The organism is Actinomyces sp. HMSC065F12, assembly GCF_001814535.1.
Classification (GTDB): Bacteria; Actinomycetota; Actinomycetes; order Actinomycetales; family Actinomycetaceae; genus Pauljensenia; species Pauljensenia radingae_A.
In genome coordinates, this window is sequence record NZ_KV817041.1 from 24,522 (window position 1) to 43,280 (window position 18,759).

At 59.9% G+C, this 18,759-nt stretch carries 17 protein-coding genes; 7 read left to right on the forward strand and 10 right to left on the reverse strand.

Annotated elements, in window-relative coordinates; translation table 11 throughout:
• The first annotated feature begins 32 nt into the window (after positions 1-32).
• Positions 33-959, forward strand: coding sequence for a sugar-binding transcriptional regulator (locus HMPREF2975_RS10330; RefSeq protein WP_070727916.1), 927 nt, complete (start codon positions 33-35; stop codon positions 957-959).
• Between the two features lie 8 nt (positions 960-967).
• On the opposite strand, the gene HMPREF2975_RS10335 is transcribed toward HMPREF2975_RS10330, so the two are convergent.
• From HMPREF2975_RS10335 to HMPREF2975_RS10365, 7 genes are all read right to left on the reverse strand, one after another.
• Positions 968-1,984 carry an ADP-ribosylglycohydrolase family protein gene (locus HMPREF2975_RS10335; protein ID WP_070727919.1) on the reverse strand — a complete coding sequence of 339 codons (1,017 nt, stop codon included), beginning with the start codon at positions 1,982-1,984 and terminating at the stop codon, positions 968-970.
• Between the two features lie 501 nt (positions 1,985-2,485).
• Positions 2,486-4,093 carry a lysine--tRNA ligase gene (lysS, locus tag HMPREF2975_RS10340; RefSeq protein ID WP_083314541.1) on the reverse strand — a complete coding sequence of 536 codons (1,608 nt, stop codon included), beginning with the start codon at positions 4,091-4,093 and terminating at the stop codon, positions 2,486-2,488.
• A 49-nt stretch (positions 4,094-4,142) separates the two neighbouring features.
• A complete protein-coding gene (gene panD, locus HMPREF2975_RS10345) occupies positions 4,143-4,628 on the reverse strand; it encodes an aspartate 1-decarboxylase (protein WP_371935793.1) in 486 nt (161 codons plus the stop codon).
• Complete coding sequence (panC, locus tag HMPREF2975_RS10350) at positions 4,621-5,535, reverse strand: pantoate--beta-alanine ligase (RefSeq protein ID WP_070727636.1); 915 nt, start codon at positions 5,533-5,535, stop codon at positions 4,621-4,623. The genes panD and panC overlap by 8 nt, the downstream gene beginning before the upstream one ends.
• A 145-nt stretch (positions 5,536-5,680) precedes the next feature.
• Positions 5,681-6,670: a Rossmann-like and DUF2520 domain-containing protein gene (locus tag HMPREF2975_RS10355; protein ID WP_227469375.1), complete on the reverse strand. Its 990-nt coding sequence runs from the start codon at positions 6,668-6,670 to the stop codon at positions 5,681-5,683.
• 11 nt (positions 6,671-6,681) lie between these two features.
• Complete coding sequence (locus HMPREF2975_RS10360; RefSeq protein ID WP_070727645.1) at positions 6,682-8,601, reverse strand: PH domain-containing protein; 1,920 nt, start codon at positions 8,599-8,601, stop codon at positions 6,682-6,684.
• A 5-nt stretch (positions 8,602-8,606) separates the two neighbouring features.
• A complete protein-coding gene (locus HMPREF2975_RS10365) occupies positions 8,607-9,089 on the reverse strand; it encodes a PH domain-containing protein (RefSeq protein ID WP_070727929.1) in 483 nt (160 codons plus the stop codon).
• A gap of 125 nt (positions 9,090-9,214) precedes the next feature.
• Between HMPREF2975_RS10365 and HMPREF2975_RS10370 the strand changes: the two genes are divergently transcribed.
• The 4 genes from HMPREF2975_RS10370 to HMPREF2975_RS10385 all read left to right on the forward strand — a co-directional run bounded on the left by HMPREF2975_RS10370 (position 9,215) and on the right by HMPREF2975_RS10385 (position 13,113).
• On the forward strand, positions 9,215-9,937 hold the full coding sequence (locus HMPREF2975_RS10370) for a response regulator transcription factor (protein ID WP_070727648.1): 723 nt from the start codon (positions 9,215-9,217) through the stop codon (positions 9,935-9,937).
• Between the two features lie 59 nt (positions 9,938-9,996).
• The gene (locus HMPREF2975_RS10375; protein ID WP_082628585.1) at positions 9,997-11,439 is read left to right on the forward strand and encodes a sensor histidine kinase; all 1,443 of its coding nucleotides are present in this window, start codon (positions 9,997-9,999) and stop codon (positions 11,437-11,439) included.
• Between the two features lie 132 nt (positions 11,440-11,571).
• A complete protein-coding gene (locus HMPREF2975_RS10380) occupies positions 11,572-12,606 on the forward strand; it encodes an HD domain-containing protein (RefSeq protein WP_058237259.1) in 1,035 nt (344 codons plus the stop codon).
• A gap of 219 nt (positions 12,607-12,825) precedes the next feature.
• A complete protein-coding gene (locus HMPREF2975_RS10385) occupies positions 12,826-13,113 on the forward strand; it encodes a WXG100 family type VII secretion target (protein WP_058237260.1) in 288 nt (95 codons plus the stop codon).
• 126 nt (positions 13,114-13,239) lie between these two features.
• Here HMPREF2975_RS10385 and groL read toward each other — a convergent pair whose 3' ends face one another.
• From groL to HMPREF2975_RS10400, 3 genes are all read right to left on the reverse strand, one after another.
• Positions 13,240-14,862 (reverse strand): chaperonin GroEL, encoded by a 1,623-nt coding sequence (gene groL / locus HMPREF2975_RS10390; protein WP_058237261.1) that lies wholly within the window; start codon positions 14,860-14,862, stop codon positions 13,240-13,242.
• Between the two features lie 289 nt (positions 14,863-15,151).
• Entirely contained in the window at positions 15,152-16,228 is a 1,077-nt protein-coding gene (locus tag HMPREF2975_RS10395; RefSeq protein WP_070727651.1) for a glutathione S-transferase C-terminal domain-containing protein, read from the reverse strand.
• Positions 16,229-16,256: 28 nt separating this feature from the next.
• A complete protein-coding gene (locus tag HMPREF2975_RS10400; protein ID WP_070727654.1) occupies positions 16,257-16,880 on the reverse strand; it encodes a LytR C-terminal domain-containing protein in 624 nt (207 codons plus the stop codon).
• A 146-nt stretch (positions 16,881-17,026) separates the two neighbouring features.
• Here HMPREF2975_RS10400 and HMPREF2975_RS10405 point away from each other — a divergent pair, with 146 nt between their 5' ends.
• Positions 17,027-17,722 (forward strand): uracil-DNA glycosylase, encoded by a 696-nt coding sequence (locus HMPREF2975_RS10405; RefSeq protein WP_227469376.1) that lies wholly within the window; start codon positions 17,027-17,029, stop codon positions 17,720-17,722.
• Positions 17,723-18,211: 489 nt separating this feature from the next.
• On the forward strand, positions 18,212-18,604 hold the full coding sequence (locus HMPREF2975_RS10410) for a hypothetical protein (RefSeq protein ID WP_070727658.1): 393 nt from the start codon (positions 18,212-18,214) through the stop codon (positions 18,602-18,604).
• Positions 18,605-18,759 lie beyond the last annotated feature (155 nt).

An 18,759-nucleotide genomic window follows, 5' to 3' on the forward strand; every position in this document is an offset into this window, starting at 1 on the left:
AACGTGATGAGCTGGCACTGCAAGCGGCCGTTCTGTACTACATCCGCGAAGAAAAGATGGAGGCGATAGCCTCCCAATTGAACATGTCGCGCTCGTCGGTTTCACGCCTGCTGTCCTACGCCAAAGAGGTGGGACTGGTGCGCATCCAGGTGCAGGACCTGGCCGGTGCGCGCACCGACCTGGAACGCGAAATTGCGCAGGCGTTCCACGTCAACGCAGTCGTCGTCCCTGTTTCATCAGTAGACACCCCTGTCGCCACGCTTGAATCGGTGGCGCAGGTGGCCGCGGCGCAGCTCGCCAACTTGATGCAACCTGGCGCCACGCTTGGAATCGCCTGGGGCAATACAACAGCAGAAGTCACGCGCCACTTGACCAGGACTCCCCTGCCCAACGTCACGGTCGTCCAGCTCAACGGGGCCGGCAATGCGGCACAGTCAGGTGTCCCGTACGCGGGTTCAATCATGTCGCGCGCTGCTGAAGCGTTTGGTGGCCAGACGGTCTACTTCCCCGTCCCCGCGTTCTTCGACTATGCCGACACTAAAGAGGCACTGTGGCGCGAACGCTCAATTCGCCAGGTCCTGACGACGATCGAGTCGTCAACCGTGGCACTGTTCGGTGTGGGTTCGCTCGACGCAGCGCTCCCCTCGCACGTGTATTCGGGCGGATATCTTGACGCCACCGAACTGCACGCAGCACGCGCCGACGGAGTAGTGGGCGACGTCTGTACAGTACTGATCCGCGAAGACGGCTCAACGAATATGGAGCTCAACCATCGAGCATCCGGTCCCATGCCCGACGTATTGCGGCGCATCCCCGTGCGGCTGTGCGTCGTCTCCGGCGTCTCGAAAGCGATTCCCTTGCTGGGAGCGTTGCGTGCAGGGGTGATGACGCACCTGGTGGTCGACTCCGAAGCGGCACGCGCACTGCTCAACCGGATGAACCGCGAGCACGGTCAGTGATTGTCTCGCTAACGGGCCCGCTCACGCACGTCAAGCAATTCGAGCGCGGGGGTTGCCACGTCAATGCCTGACACGCTCATCACCTGCTCGATGACGGTGTTCGGGAAGACACTGACACCGCATGTCGCACCCAGCATTGCGCCGGTAATCGCGCCGATTGTGTCCGTGTCGCCTCCAATATTGGCGGCCTGGAGCAGAGCCTGATAGGGCTGCTGCGCGTAGCGGCGCGTTAACGCGAATGCGGCCGGAACAGCTTCATTGGATTCGACGGATGTTCCCACCATTTCGCGCAGCCAGGTTGCGAAGTCTTCCTCGTTCCTCTTGCGGGCATGATTGTGGGCGTACTGCGTGCGTGCAACGACGCTGGCTCGCGGACTCCAGTGTCCGGGCGAACCCAGTCGGTCGATTTCGGTCAGCGCAAGTTCAAGTGCTGACAGGGTATCCAACCCGTTGATCCCCAGGCTGACGACTCCGGCGACGAGCGCAGCACTTTCAAAACCCTGCGTCGTATTGTGCGTCACCATGCATGATTCGCGCACTACGCGCGTGAACGCTTCGGCCTCGCGCATGTCGATGGCTATGCCCACCGGCGTCACCCGCATCGCGGCGCCGTTGGTCGTGCCTTCCGTTCCAGTGGTGCCGTATTCGGCGCCGGCACGGATTTCTTCGAGTGCACTCTTGGTGGAGGGGCCGAGCAGGTCGAGGGATCCTCGCGCTCTCATCGTGTCTTCCCACGCGAGCAGGCGGTGCGCCAGTTCAAGCGAATCAATGTGCCCGTCACCGTCGATCAACAGGGAGGCAACCAGGAGGGCCTGTTCGGTGTCGTCGGTGACATGGCCAGCTTTCATGGAGGGCGCGATGGGCTGCGTCGGGCTCGCATCGACGAGGCCGTCCACACGGATGTACGCCTGATGAATCTCCTCATGGCTCATCGATTGCGTGGGCATGCCGAGCGCATCACCGAGAGCAAGTCCAGTCAGAGCGCCGATCGCCCGATCCGCTTTGAGCGCTTGCGTTTGCTTCACGAAGTTCGTCACGAATTACTGCCTTAGTGGTTCTGCGTCGTTTTATTAATGTACGAGGGCATCTTTGGGCGCTGCCACATGAAAGCGCATGGGAGCCAGCAGGTGCCTTTCGTTTAATGTAAACACAGAACCTGCATGTTGGCTGAGAAGTTTCGGAGCGTAGGGCTCGTGAGCAGATACGGCCGGCATATATGTGTCCTGCCAGGCAGATGCGCTCAACAGGCGAAAGTCACTGCCAAGCGGGCACGGTCGACGGGCGAAAGTCGCCGGTAAGCAAGTACGTCCAGCAGGTAAATGCCACTAGCAAGCAGTACCCGTATTTGAGCTCCACTGCTTGCGCCTGCGCAGTCGATTGGTCTGCACCGCGGCATCAGGCTGTGAGCAGCGCTGCCATCATCGATCCAACAATGAGCAGTCGCTTCTGGCTCGCCCGGCTCCGATTCATCATGGTCGTGTCCTTCTCATCGATGCAGTGTGGTGGTGCAGGCAGCTCGTAGCGGATCAGATCTTCTTGACCAGCGGGAACGTGATGGTTTCTCTGATTCCCTGCCCCGTCAGAGCCATGAGCAGGCGATCCAGCCCCATTCCCATGCCGCCCGACGGAGGCATGCCGTATTCCATCGCCATCAGGAAGTCCTCGTCCAGCACCATAGCTTCCGGGTCGCCTTCAGCAGCGGCGAGTGCCTGGGCTTCGAAGCGCTGGCGTTGGATCACGGGGTCGACCAGTTCCGAATAGGCTGTGGCCAGTTCAAACCCTCGCACATACAGATCCCACTTTTCCACCACGCCGGGCTTTGAGCGGTGTCCTCGTACCAGCGGTGAGGAATCTTCCGGGAAGTCGCGCACGAAAGTCGGTGCCCACAGACTGTCCCCCACGGTCTTTTCAAAAATGACTTCCGCAATCTTGCCATTGACGTAGTGGTCGGGGATCTCTTCGCCCAGATCCGTTGCGATGCGCACCAAATCCTCGCGAGAAGTCTGCGGGCTGATCGCGGTTCCGACCGCATCCGAAATCGAGTCATACAGGCTGATCGACTCCCACGATCCCGACAGGTCGTAGGTCGAACCGTCGGGCAGGGTGACGACTTCGGTTCCCAGTGCGTCGCGCGCGGCTTTCTGAATGAAATCACGGGTACGCGTGGCCATCGTGTCGTAGGTTCCGTACGCTTCGTACGCTTCCAGCATTGTGAATTCAGGTGAGTGTGACGAGTCAGCGCCTTCATTGCGGAAGTTACGGTTGATCTCGAAGACCTTGTCAACACCACCGACAACTGCGCGCTTGAGATACAGCTCAGGGGCGATACGCAGGTACAACTCCGTGTCGTAGGCATTCATGTGTGTTGAGAACGGGCGTGCTGCCGCACCGCCGTGCAGGACCTGCAGCATCGGCGTCTCAATTTCGATGAACCCTGCGTCATGGAAGTAGTCGCGCAGTGAACGCACAACGTTGGCTCGCATGCGCACCATCTCGCGAGCTGCGGGGCGCACGATCATGTCGAGGTAGCGGCGGCGCACGCGCATGTCCTCCGACAGCGCCATTTCCGTGCCGTCTTCAGCGGTGTAGGTCTTGGGAAGTGGACGCAGTGCCTTGGATGCGATCTTCCATGCGGGGGCATCCTCGCCCTCCCCCGGCTCTGCCATAATCGACAGTTCTCCGCGCCTGGATGAAATCACTCGCCCGTGGACGAAGAGGTGGTCTCCCAGGTCAACCTCGGACTTGTAGGTTGCGAGCGAGTCCGGTCCGACGGAGGCGGCGGACAGCATCACCTGGATGCGCACACCTGCGCCGTCCTGCAAGGTGGCGAAGCAAAGCTTTCCGCCGTTGCGCATCAGCATCACACGGCCGGCGATTCCCACCACATCGTCGGTTTCTTCACCGGCTTCCAGATGTCCATGCGCCTCGCGCACCTGAGCGATGGTCGACGTGATCGGCAGTTCAACCGGGTAGGGCTGCTTCCCCTCGTCCAGCATGGTTTGACGTTTACCTGCACGGACCCGCATCTGTTCAGGCGCGTCGTCACGGCCCTGTCCCGCTTCCTTTCGAGGAGCGTTCGAATCGTCGTGTCCGGCCGGTTTCTGGGGCGTTAGTTCTTCACTCACGTGTGCCATGGTATCTGTTTCAGTCTTTCTTCGAAAAACGAGGGAGGCCTCCACTGTCTCAGTTCATACCTGAACTGTGCAGATCCAGCTCGCGGGCGCGTTCGGAGTCCTCGGGCACGCGACCAGGATGAGAGCCACATTCCACGATGTGATTGTCGCGGTCAACGAAGACCACATGAGGCTGCCAGGATTCCAGTCGTGATTCTGGAACGGACACGTACGCCATGATAATGACCAGGTCCCCCACGCCGATTTTTCGGGCTGCGGCACCGTTAAGCTGCACCACGCCCGAACCGGCCGGCCCGGCGATGGTGTACGTCGTCAACCGCTCACCGTTATTGATATCGACGATATCCACCTGCTGGCCTTCACGGATGTCGGCTGCTTCCAGCAGATCCGCATCAATCGTCACCGACCCGACATAGTGCAGGTCGGCATCGGTGACGCGCGCACGATGAATCTTGCCGCATATCATCGGGCGGTACACTTCCGCGGGCGAGCTGGCCGCGCGCGGGCCCATCGCTGGTGCGCTCTGGTCAGTCATTGGCATCCCCCGAGGCGCCCTTTGGGCGGTCAATGATCGTATTGTCGATCAGGCGGGTCGACCCCACGCGCGCTGCCAGCAGCACATATGCGCGGTCGGGCCACTGATCGGTGGTGGGCACCGTTACTCCTGACTGGTCAGAGTCTGCGAGCGCCACGATCTGAAAAGTCGCTTCGTCTGTCAGCGCCACATAGTCACGCTCCACGCCTTCGGCTTCGTCGAGCACCTGCGCTGCAGCTTCCACGACTGCGCTGGGCGAGTCACCCTCGTTGGCACGTTGATGAGCGGTGCGCAGGGCGCGCGACAATGTCAACGCGCGTTCACGTTCCTCATCCGAGAGGTACTGGTTGCGGCTGGACAGTGCCAGGCCGTCTGTATCGCGCGCAATCGGCACGCCTTCGATGCGCACCGGCACGTCGAGTTCGTCCATCAGGTTGCGTACCATCGCGAGCTGTTGCGCGTCCTTTTGGCCAAACAGCGCAACATCGGGGCGGACGCGCTGGATGACCTTGGTGACGACAAGCGCCACGCCAGCCAGGTGCGTGGGCCGGGTCTTGCCTTCCAGAACGCGCGCGATTGGCCCCGGATCAATGGTCACGGCGGGTTCGTGCGGATACACGTCATCGGGCGTCGGGGCGTACACCACGTCCACATCAAGGTCACTGAGCTTGGCGAGGTCGGCGTCAAATGTGTGCGGGTAGGCGTCAAAGTCTTCACCGGGTGCAAACTGCGTCGGATTAACAAAAATCGACACGATCACGTGATCTGCCAGTTCCTTGCCGCGCCGAACGAGCGACAGGTGTCCTTCGTGCAGGGCGCCCATCGTCATGACCAGTGCGCGCGTGCCCGTCATGTGTGCCAGCGCATCATGTAGTTCGGCGCGAGTATGTGCAACGATCGGGGTCATCGTTTCAGCCTCCTTCAGACCCTTCTATTGTTCCCCCGTTTGAGCCTGCTTCCCACCACAATTGGTGCGCAACTGGTCACGATTGACGAGGCTGGCGCACGCGCCGCTGATCGCACGCGACATTGAAGGTGCTGGGGCGAAGCGGTTATGACTCCATCAGGGCGGTGCGCAGCTCGTCGGCTGCGCGTTGGGACAGGCGGCCACTGCGCGTGAACATCGTGATCGTTGCCTGCGCCATATCTGCGTAGTTGTCGGCAGAATCGGTCAGCCGCGCGCCTGCCTGCTCGTTGTCCTCGGCGGCCAGGCGCGCAGCTTTGTGGAGTGCGGTGATGTGTGCGCCGACAGTTCCTGAATCGGCGCGCACGATCGGGCCGGTCAACCCCTGTTCTCCTTCGGTCAGCGCGCGATCCAGCGCAGCTTCGACCAGGGGTCGCAGGTACGTGCCGGACTGTTCGACTCCGGCAGCTTCCAGCATGCGTCGAGCGTGCACGATCAGTGTGACGAGGTGGTTGGCACCATGCGCAAGTGCCGCGTGATATAAGGTGCGGTCGTTTTCCTGTACGATCACGGGTTCTCCACCCAACTCCACCACCAGTGCCTGCGCAATCGGCACCAGCGCAGCAGGCGCGGTCACGGCGAATGGTGTGCCCACCAGGCGGGACACATCGATGGACGTGCCGGTGAACGTCATTGCCGGATGCAGTGCGATCGGCAGTGCGCCTGCCTGTTGGGCTTTGTTCAAGATGGCGACGCCGTGCGTTCCGCACGTGTGCGCGACGATCTGGCCAGGACGGAACGCTCCCAGATCTGCCAGTCCGCTCACCAATGATTCGATCGCATCGTCAGGGATGGCGATGAGGACCAGGTCGGCGGCGGAGATGACGTCAGGAATATCCATGATCGGCACTCCCGGCAGCATGACCTCTGCACGTTCGCGCGCCTGGGGTGACGACGCATTCACCGCGACGATATCGTGACCGGCTGCACGCAGCGCGGATCCCAGGGGAGGACCGACATGCCCCATCCCAATGATTCCGATATGGAGCTGGTCAGGGCGCGGACGACGCGACGGTTCGCCCGCATGCTCATGCGCGCTGCGTCTCGGGCAAGCATGCGCGTCGTGCAGGGGATTCACAAGTGTTTACCCTACCGCTCGTCAGAGCCCGCTGCGGGCAAGGCGCCGGCAGCAGGTGCACTAGCTGCGGGCGGGGCGTCAGTGTCAGCTCCAGCTGCGGGCGAAACATCCTCAGGTGAATCCTCGTAAGCATTGGCACTGTGTTCAATCTGCTCGGCAACCTTCGGATCGGACACTGACTGGGCCACGCGACGCATCCAGCGTTCAGGCGGCTCATGGTCACGGCGAAGTCGCCCTCGTTCCATCAGGGTTGCAACCATCGTGGTGGCGAATTCCAGGTCAAGATGGTGAGCAGCAATCGGTGCCTGACCGTTGACCAGTTTCGGATTGACCACAGCGAGCTTGCGTCTGCGCAACCACGGCCCCTGGTAGATGCTCACAGACTGGAAACGCTCATAGGGCATGATCGTCAAGGTGTGAGTGACCCGCCCATCGCGCACCGCCATCACCCGTTCGGTCAAAGCCGAGCCGCGCCTGCGCCAGACAATCGGATCCATGACTTTTGAGCGCTCCGGGTTGGGCACAAAGTAGCGGCTGGAACTGCGGTTATCCCCATGCAGGCCGTCGTGGATCAGGGCGAGGGGGTCATCCACACCCAGGTCCTGGATCACCATCCACACAGCCAGTTCAGCTTCTTCGCGCGTGCCGACCGGGAGCAGCACGTAGGAGGCGTCAGCCATTTCCGATCCGTTGGAAGAATTGCCTGCGTAGCCGGCCATCGAGACGGTGACGCGGTACCAGTCTTTGGTGCGCCACAGGAAGGGTTGCGTGATACGCACGGAGTGGACGCGTCGCGGCGGAATGGTTTGGGAACGCGTCGAAGTCAGGCCCTTGCGAATACGGATGCCCGAAGCTGAGATGCCTGCGCGGAAGTCAAACGCGCCGGCAAAACGGCTCCACACAACACTGCCGATGGGCAAAATACCGACGATGATCGGGATGAAACCTGACACGCCTGCCAGCCCCTCCGTCAGTATCAAGGCGATCATGCCGATCATGGCGGCCAGGAACACCAGGAAGGAGATGATCAGGCCAACCGACATGAACAATGAGGCAATGAGACGGCCAGATGGCACACGGAAGACTTCATTTTCCTGTGCCTCCGGAGCAGGAGCACCAGTGCCGATACTGTCACTTGCGGCGACCTGTTCACCGAGGTCAACGTCGGGAGCTTCCGCGGCAGCTTCACGTGCCTGACGCGCCAGTGCAGCGGATGCTGATCCGGATGTGACACCCGCAGCCAGTGCGAGGATTTCGGCGCGCAGATTGTGGAGTGTTTCAGTTTTCAGGTAACCGAACTCCAGGTTCGAATGTGACCCGCCTGCCACTTCGATGGTGACTTTGCCCAGACCGAAAATCCTGCCAAGCAGAGGCTGGACGATGTCAACCGCCTGGATTTTTTCCAGTCGGGCGTGGCGTTGTACTCGGAAGATGATGCCCGACCGGTACCAGACGGCTTCATCGGTGAGAGCGTAGGCTGTGCGCTTCCACGCACAATAGGAGTACACGCCCACCAGCACCGAAAAGAGCGCGATTGCTCCCAGAATGTAGCCCACGATATGGAGTCCCGGCGTGTGGGAGATGACGTCCGAGTCAAGCAGCTCAGAGATCACACCGGTGCCTTGGTAGGCCAGGAATGCCACCAGGGCAGCAAAGAACTGCCACGTGTTGAGGACCGGTGAAATGCGGTGGACTTTACGCCAGCCTTCCTCCGGCAGCGCATTGTCGAGGGCGCTCGCCGTGCACTTCTTTCGCTCGGACTGTGACGGCGTGCGTGAAGCGGGCAGAGTCGCCCTCGTATGCGGAGTCGATGCAGCGGACGAAGGTGACTGCGAAGGCGAGCATGACTGTGCGGGCGTCGTTCGCGTTGTCGGCTCTGCTGGTTCTGTGGGCGCAGGTGCGCCCGATGGGTCTGCGGTCTCGTTGCTCATATCGCTCACAGTCCCGTCAGTTCTTCAGAGCCACGCTTAGCCAGCATGTCGCGCAGCTGGGCTGCCTGGTCGGTCGGCAGGCCATCAATCGAGCCGGCCGTTTCGTTGGACGCTGTATTGATCTTGATGGACGCAATGCCGTAGTGACGGGCTATCGGCCCCTCGGACACATCGACATACTGGATTCGACCGTAGGGGATAATGCTGAGATTGCGGAACATGATGCCGGAGCGGATCATGAATTCGTCGTTGCTGAATGCGAATCCCAGCGCGCGTACCTGCCGCTGGATCAGCCAGATCTGCCAGATGCTGTACGCAATGATGACTCCGGTGCCGATCCACCACCAGGGAAACGACACGATAGCCAGCACTGCGAAGATCAGGGCAGGCGGAATGACAAAGATCAGAACTCCAATTGTGCGCACTCGAGCCAGCGCCGGCGACACCGGCGTAAATGTGATGCCTTCCGGACTCATTGGATCTGTCATCACGGTCTCCCTCATCATTCGTTCAATTTTCATCGTCAATAGTGGCACATCGTTGGGGCGAAGAACATGCTGAACTCTCACGCGTCGTTCAGCCAACTTTCAGGATGAACCGCCACACTAACTGTATGGCTGTTCATATCCCGACTTCCTCCGACTCCACCGAAGCACGTCTGCTCGTCGTCGATGACGAGCCGAATATCCGCGATCTCCTCGCATCATCATTGCGTTTTGCTGGATTCGAAGTGATCGCTGCTGCGGATGGTGCCAGCGCTTTTCACGAGGCCACGCAATCCCACCCTGATCTCATCGTGCTGGATGTGATGCTGCCCGACATGGATGGCTTCACGGTGACGCGGCGTTTACGCGAAGCGGGTATCACGGTTCCGGTCCTGTTCCTGACTGCGCGTGACGATATGCGCGACAAAATCCAGGGGCTGACAGTGGGCGGAGACGACTATGTCACCAAACCTTTCGGCCTGGAGGAAGTCGTCGCTCGCATCCGCGCCATCCTGCGCCGTACTCACCACAGCGGCGAAGATGACGGCATGCTGCGTGTGGGGGATTTGGAACTGGACGAGGATGCTCACGAGGTTCGCCGCGCGGGCATCGATATCGAGCTATCCCCCACCGAGTTCAAGCTCTTACGCTACCTGATGATCAACGAGGGGCGCGTCGTCTCCAAGATGCAGATCCTTGATCACGTGTGGGAATACGACTGGGATGGTGAAGCAGCCATCGTTGAGTCGTATATTTCCTACCTGCGTCGCAAATTGTCAGTCGAAGGATCGTCGGGCGAGCTCATCCACACTCGCCGCGGCGTGGGCTACATGCTGAGGGAAGACAGCTGACAGTGCAACCCGTCCAATCTGCCCGGCAGATATGGGAACACCGGCCCCTGTCATCACGCATGGTGATCTTGACAGTGGCCTTGCTGGCCCTCGGCCTGACAATGGCTGGAGCAGCAATGATCGGCCTGCTTCAGCGTCACCTGACCTCACAGATCGACGCGCAACTGGTCTCGTCAGCATCACCCCTGGCCCGGCAATCCCTCACCGAATTGACGAACACCAACGCTTATGTTCCAACCCGATTTTTCATTCGCGCGGTGCACGCCGACGGGCAGACCTGGACCTATACGTCGCCTGAAACCTTAGAGTACTCGGGCACGCCGAATATTCCCGACCTGCTCGAGCCGGGCGAATTTGCCAATACTGAATCCGGGTGGACGCGGCCCGTCACCGTCTCATCGTCACTGCCCGGCTCCACGTGGCGGGCAATGGCGATTCCGCTGGGAGTGCGAGGCAGTCAGGATCCCGTTGGGGTCATGACCATTGCACTTCCACTCACTGACGTCCAGCGCACACTGTCAGACACCGCTTTCTACTTCCTGCTGACCTCCATGATTATCGTCATCGCAGGAGGGACGATCGGCCAGTACCTGGTGCGCAAGTCTCTCAAACCGCTGCGCAATATTGAGGTCGTTGCCGGTCGCATCGCTGCCGGAGACCTGAGTCAGCGCATCCCACCCGAACCGCCAACCACTGAAGTCGGATCGCTGGCATTGTCACTCAACACGATGCTCAGTCAGGTCGAACAGTCATTCCATACGCGCGCCGAGTCTGACCGTAAGATCCGTCGTTTCGTCTCTGACGCGTCACACGAGCTGCGCACTCCTCTTGCCGCCATCCGCGGGTACGGCGAGCTCTATCAGATGGGAGGCGTGCCCGGCAACCAGGTTCCAGAAGTCATCAGTCGTATTCACTCCGAGGCCACGCGCATGGGAAACCTCGTGGAGGATCTGCTGACGCTGGCACGAATTGACGAGGGGCGACCTCTTGCCCTGACTCCGGTGGACCTCGTCAAAATTGCTGACAATGCTGCCTCCGACCTTGAGGCGCTCGATCCTGCACGCGACATCACCGTCAGGTCACTGTCCGGGCGTAAAGCTCCGATGACGTTGACGGTCAATGTGGACCGTGACCGCATTCAGCAGGTTTTCACGAATCTGGTAGGCAACATCAACCGCTACACGTCCAGCGATACGCCAGTGGAGCTGGCTCTGGGGCTCAACGACGGCATGGCGATCGTGGAATTCCGTGACCACGGTCCCGGCATTGCTGAAGACGAACAAAAACGCGTCTTTGAGCGCTTCTACCGCACTGAGGATTCACGCGCGCGCACGACGGGCGGATCTGGTCTGGGATTGGCGATCGTTGCTTCGATTATTGGGGCGCACAACGGCACCACTGAGCTGAAAACGACCCCTGGTGGTGGCTTGACGGTGCGTATTGAACTGCCCACACATTTGACTGCGGAGGACCTCACAAACGAGGCAGATCAAGGCATGTGAGGCGCTGCGCGCTGGGCGCGCGATGCTATTTCGCCCACACATCCGCCTTTTTTGGGACTCTCGGGTAGGAATATGACACCAAGTGCGGCTACCATAGCTCGGTATCATCCCTTTCAAGGAGTGTGAATCGTCATGGGTGCTGAAGCACCTCAGTGGCTGTTCAGTTCATTTGTTCAGTCAATGCAGGAGTTGGGGGCTACCGCAACGCCCGCTCAACTTGACGCCGAGGCTCGTGAACTCCTCAGCCGGTGGAATGAGCCGGGTCGAACGCTGCACAATGTGCGGCACCTGATCGATGTACTGGCGCATCTCGATGAGCTGTCGGGGTCAACACACGATCCCGATGTTCTTCGTATCGCAGCGTGGTACCACGGTTTGATCCTGAACCGCGCTGTGCAGGCGGCTTTGTGGGGTTCAAGCCCGCAGGCCGTCAGCGCCGAGTGCGCCGAATTGACTCACGAACACTTGACCGGACTGGGAATCAGCGACGACGTGGCAATGCGGGTTGCCGACCTGATTCGCATGGTCGCCATACACACCGCCCCGCGTGATGACGTGGACGCGCAGGTTCTGGTGGACGCTGACCTCGCTTCGATCGCTGCCGCGCCGCAGGAGTACAAGAAATTCCGTCAGTCGCTGCGTGAAGAATACGAACAAGTCGATGATTTGGCCTACTTGCGTGCCCGCCGGATCGTGGTGCGCCGCCTGCTGGCTCGCGATTCGGTCTTTCACTCCCCTGGCGCTGCTGAATGGGAGTCGCGTGCCCGCGAAAACCTAGAAGCTGAGCTGGCCAAGCTCGATGAAGCAATTCTTGAGAAGGATCCTTCTGATATCTCATCGGCCAGTGACAACACCTCCGGCATCGAAGTGGTGGATGGACCCACAACCGGTCAGTTTGACGATGCGCAAGTAACATCGTCGGGTGCCATCATCATTCGCCGCAAGCATTTGAAGTGGAATAACTGCTCGCAGATGCAGGATGAGGGTGACGACGATGACGTCGAGACGACATCCACCATCCCTGTGCTGGCTCCCGAGGCAGCGGATGGTTACGCGGCGCGCCCCGGTTCCGATGGGGATGACGACTCCGACAACGAAGATGCTTCCTCACTGGAAACAGCTATCGAGACGCTGGATGTGCCCAGCCGCCCCAGTTCTCAGTCCTGAAGCCGCTCGTCAGGCTCCCCCTCGACGCGCGTTCACAGGAGGAGGCGTTCTTCCCGCGCGTTCACAGGAAAAAGCATTCTTCCTGCGCATCCACAGGAGGAGGTATTCTCTGCGCGCATCCACAGGTTCCAGGCGCAATGTTTTCGAGGGCGGCTGCCCTTCCTACGGTATGTGTGACGAGCCCACCGCGGGTTCGCGCAACCGAAAGGATGATCCCCGATGGCAACATATAACGTCGACTCAGATCTAGTTGCTGCATCTGCGGCCAATATCGGCGCCACAGCCGAACGTATTCGAACAGAAGTGGCATCCATGATGGCTGATCTTCTGGCCCTGCAGGACACATGGACGGGAGTTGCGTCAGCTAATTTCGCTGAGCTGACCGCCTCCTGGCGCGCAACTCAAACGCAGGTTGAATCGTCATTGGATTCGATCAGCACGCAGCTATCCGCTGCTGCCAACGTCTACGCTGATGCCGAGTCGCAGACCGTGTCGTTGTTCGCGTAAGTGACGATGTCGCGAACATGCGAGGAAGCCCCGCCGAGCACGTGTGCTCAACGGGACTTCCTCGCGCTTAACTGGATATGCGGTCAGCACCTTCCAGTCAATTGGTGTCTGTAGGTCAGATGCGGCTTAGTACATTCCGCCCATGTCATCGCCACCGGCAGCGGGCGCTGCTGGCGGTTCTGGCTTGTCGGCCACAACGGCCTCAGTGGTCAGGAACATTCCGGCGATGGATGCTGCGTTCTGCAGTGCGGAACGAGTCACCTTGACCGGGTCGGAGATTCCTTCAGCCATCAGGTCACCGTATTCGCCGCTGTCAGCGTTCAGGCCTTCGCCCGGCTTCATGGAGGACACGCGATCCACCACGACGCCGCCTTCGAGTCCGGCGTTCTCAGCGATCTGCTTGATAGGAGCTGCAACAGCCAGGCGCACAATGCCCACGCCTGTTGCCACGTCGCCTTCGACCTTGAGGTCGTCCAGCGCTGCGTGTGCGGCGTGGAGCAGTGCCACACCACCACCGGCCACGATGCCTTCTTCAGAGGCTGCGCGGGCGTTACGGATAGCATCTTCGATGCGGTGCTTACGCTCCTTCAGCTCAACCTCGGTTGCGGCGCCGGACTTGATAACGGCGACACCACCGGAAAGCTTGGCGAGGCGTTCTTGCAGCTTCTCGCGGTCGTAATCGGAATCGGTGTTCTCGATCTCGGTCTTGATCTGGCGGATGCGACCATCGATGGCGTCCTTTTCACCGGCGCCGTCCACAATGGTGGTCTCGTCCTTGGTGACGACAACCTTGCGGGCGCGACCCAGCAGTTCCAGATCGGCGTTCTCGAGGGAAAGGCCAACAGTCTCGGAGATGACCTGACCGCCGGTCAGGATGGCCATATCCTGCAGCATTGCCTTGCGGCGATCGCCAAAGCCGGGAGCCTTGACGGCCACTGACTTGAAGGTTCCGCGGATCTTGTTGACGACCAGTGTAGCCAGCGCTTCACCTTCGATGTCCTCAGCAACAATCAGCAGGGACTTGCCGGACTGCATGACCTTCTCAAGCAGGGGCAGCAGATCCTTGACATTGGAGATCTTGGATTCCATGAGCAGAACGTAAGGGTCCTCAAGGACTGCTTCCTGACGCTCAGTGTCGGTGACGAAGTACGCGGACAGGTAGCCCTTGTCGAAACGCATGCCTTCGGTGGTCTCCAAGGTGGTGTCGAAGGAGTTGGTCTCTTCAACAGTCACAACACCTTCGGCTCCGACCTTTTCGAAAGCTTCAGCGATGAGCTTGCCGATGGCCGGATCATTTGCCGAGATCGACGCGGTTGCAGCGATCTGGTCGGTGGTTTCGATCGGCTTGGCGTCCTTGTGCAGCTGCTCAACGATTGCTTCAACTGCCTGGTCGATGCCGCGCTTGATTCCAATCGGGTTGGCGCCGGCTGCGACGTTACGCAAGCCTTCGTGTACGAGTGCCTGGGCAAGAACGGTTGCGGTCGTGGTGCCATCACCGGCGACGTCATCGGTCTTCTTGGCAACTTCCTTCACCAGTTCGGCGCCGATGCGCTCGAACGGATCTTCGAGGTCGATTTCCTTGGCGACAGACACGCCGTCTTTGGTGATCGTGGGAGCTCCCCACTTCTTGTCGAGGACAACGTTGCGGCCCTTGGGGCCAAGCGTGACCTTGACGGTGTCAGCCAGAAGATTCAGACCGCGCTCCATGCCACGGCGCGCTTCCTCATCAAAATGAATGAGCTTGGACATGCTATGTATATTCCTTCCGCATTGCGGATCGTAGGGACGGTGCCCGCGACGGACGATTCCACTGGCAACGTTCTTGTCTCGTTGCCGGTGTAACCTCACCAGCCCTAAGGTCTTTTATCACTCTGCCTTGGCGAGTGCTAATCCAATTTTGGCACTCTCGACCCGAGAGTGCAAGACGGGCATAGTCGCTCATAGCGAACAGTCATGAAGCGGGTTGTACCGGCGGATAGCCCGCCCAGCGGCCACCTTGCCCGGCAGCTGTGACCGACGGCGCTGAGCTGCGCGTTCTTTAACATTCAGTCAGTGCGGGAGGGCGCTCGTCTTCTCGCACAGGGCCAGGCGCTGTTCCTTGTCCGAACGGTTGGCCGCCCAGCTGCTCGCGATCATGTTCTTCCAGAAGGTACGACAGATCCGGTCCCACAGGGACAACGCGGGTGGGGTTGATTTCCTCGTGCACGATGTAGTAGTGCTCTTTGATCTGTTGGATGTCCACCGTGTCACCGAAACCCGGTGTTTGGAACAGGTCCTGCAGGTAGGCACGCAGTACCGGCATGTCACGGATCATCATCCGATTGGCTTTGAAGTGCCCGAAATAGACTGCATCGAAACGCACAAGGGTGGTGAACAGTCGCACGTCAGCCAGCGTGATGTGGTCACCGACCAGGTAGCGGCGGGAGGTGAGCCGATCACTAACCCAGTCCATTGCGCGCCACAGATCTCGATAGGCGTCCTCGTAGCTGGATTGGTCAGCGGCGAAACCGCACCGATAGACACCGTTGTTGATGTTCGGGTAGACCTCGTCGTTGACGGCTTCGATTTCGTCCACTAACGACTCTGGATACAGGTCCGGAGCGCCGTCACGCTGCACGCCTGACCACTGTGTGCACATGTCGATGGTCATCTGGTTAAAGTCATTGGTCACCACGGCACCACTGGGGACATCCACAATCGCAGGGACGGTGATCCCTTTCGGATAGTCGGGCATGCGCGCAAAGTATGCGTCCTGGAGGCGCTCGATGCCAAGCACCGGATCACGGTCGTCGGGGTACATCCCACTGTAGTTCCATGACCGGGCATCGTGGGTGGGGCCTGCCAGACTCAGTGTCAGAGCGTCCTCCAGACCCATGAGTCGGCGGATGATGACAGCGCGGTGTGCCCACGGGCAAGCTCGGGCGGCCATGAGGCGGTAGCGGCCAGATTCGACCGGCCACAACATGTTCCCCACTTCACGTGCATCGCCTGATCGCGGTTGCGGAGCGGATCCTGGCGGGATCGACGACACAATCCTGTCAGCAATGTAGGCGGTGTCGCGTACGTACGCGCCTTCGGTTGCGGCGTTGTGAGCTTTCTGAGCGTCGTCAGCCATATTTCCGCCTCTTCTTGAGGGGTTCCTCTTATCTGAGCAGGACGACCACGTCGTAGTCACCGACATCATCGAGGTTCTCGCGAACCTCGTCAATTCCCAGGACTCGGGCGATTTCGTGGGCGGATTTTTCGATCTGCGGATCGGCGTAGTACACCACAGAAACGTCGGAGACCCAACCTTCTGCGTTCTCAGCGATAGTTCCGGGGAATCCTGCCTCGTTCAGCGCTGCGGATTTTTCGGCCGCAAGCCCCTCGATACCCGTGCCGTTGAGGACGCCGATCTTGACATGCTTGTCGATGATTTCTTCAGTTGGCTCATCTCCGGACGATTGAGCTTCTTCTCCCGATACCTGCGTGTCGGTTGAGCCAGTTCCCGAAGCTTCTGGCTTCTCATCTGCCTGCTCGCCCGATTGCACATCGCCCGAGGGGGGCGCGACCGACTGTGCGACCGACTGAGTCGAATCGGACTGTGACGGCGTGATTCCTGCATTGGTGAGGACTCGCGCGAGACCCCATCCGAGCAGCGGGATAACGATGAGAAGAATCAAGAACGGCGCGACTGAGCGCCATTTCGAGGGCTGGGCGCGGTGCATACTGACCGGCATATCTTCGCCAGCTCGATCAAATTCATCCTTCGGATACTGTGAGCTCACGCGCTTAGACTATCTGTAACTGTCACTTTTGTGCGGCCAATCGGCCGGGTGTCGCATCGGCAGCGCCGGTTACGGCTGTCTCAACATACCGCTCAGACCGCGGCTCGAAGGGCACCCTCGTCAATAAGACGGGATACGCTAGGTACGTGAGCGAAATTGAAGGCGGCACCGGCCCGCGACCATTGAGTGAGCTGCTTGATCCGGGATGGGCGCGGGCGCTGGCTCCGGTTGAAGAGCGCGTGCATGAGCTTGGACAGATGTTGCGCTCGGAGATTCAATCTGGTCACGGGTACTTTCCTGCCGGACGGGACGTGTTGCGCGCGTTCACATATCCGTTTGATGAGGTCAAGGTGCTCGTCGTCGGCCAGGATCCCTATCCGACACCCGGGCACGCCATGGGGCTGTCGTTTTCTGTTGCTCCCGGGGTTCGCCCGCCTCGCTCCTTGGAGAATATCTTCACTGAGTTGGTGGAGGATCTGGGTGTGCCTCGTCCGACCAGCGGTGATTTGACTCCCTGGTCACGCGAGGGAGTGTGCCTGCTGAACCGCGTCCTTACTGTGCGCCCTGGCGCGCCGGCTTCGCATCGTGGCCGCGGCTGGGAAGAGGTGACGGATTGCGCGATCGATGCTCTTGTTGGACGAGGGAGGCCTCTGGTCGCTGTTTTATGGGGTCGCGATGCTCAGGGACTGAAGCCGCGACTGGGTGCAACACCTGTGGTGGAGTCTGCTCATCCGTCGCCGCTTTCTGCTCGTCGCGGGTTCTTCGGTTCGCGGCCGTTTTCGCGTGTCAATGCGCTGCTGCAGTCTCAGGGTGCGGAGCCGGTCAACTGGCAGTTGCCGTAGGAATCTTAGGGCCACTCTTTCAGGCGGGACCGCTGGCCGCGGATGCAGATAGCGGCGCAGAGGCCGGCAATCTGAAAGCGAACTTTCGAGGACGGGTTGGTCGCAATTAGGCAGAACTCTGCTCTCACGGCCGTGCTGACCCCTGAAAGTTGGACAGTTATGTGTTCAGTCGTGAGTGCGAGGAGTCAGTTCATTCAAAACGGCAGGAGATACGAGCGCGTCGCTTTTACTCTTTGCTCTTGTCGTATGTTGCGTTGGCGATGTGGAGATTCGCGAGGAAGCGAGGGATCAGACTGAGCCTTTGCCAATTGGCGGAGGCTAGCCCCGTAGCGGCATACCTGATTCGGCAGCATCCCCTGGCAGCCAGCAGTAGCCGCCTTGTATCCACTTCGTACCAGTTCCCGGTCCGGCCTGTGGTAATGTACCGCGGGACGCTGTTGACGCGCCCATACGCATCGTACTAGCAGATAAAGAAACCGAGGACACGCGGTGAAACGTTACGCACTACCACTTCTGACACTTGCAGCAGCTTTGACACTCACTGCGTGTGGCGGAAGCAATGCCGCCGAAGGCGACAAGACAGCGTGCGGGCTGTACAAAGAGGCCGTTGATATCTTCGCCACCATCGAGGATCGCTCGGCGCCGAATGAGGACGCACTGTCGCAGATCACCGACAAGCTCAATAATGCGGAACAAGCAGCGGAAGATCTTCACCTCCAGGACAAGCTCGTGCGGACAAGAAACAACATTGAAAAGTTCGGCGAAACCCAGAATCCTGGCATGCTTGACTCATTTGCCTCCCAGACAACCGGAATTGTCGAAAGGTGCCAAGAGCTCGGTGTCACAGTTAAGCTGACTGGGGACCTCCAGCCGCCCAGGTGATCGACACAGGACAGCACTTTGGCGCGTTTCTTAAGGTGTAGTCAAGGCGTCACCAACAAGCGCATCTGCTGTTCACTGCGATAGACGCAATTCCTCTGAAAACGAATGCGTCGAGCATTCAGGGTTAATGCCCGAAATACACCTGTTGAAGCTGC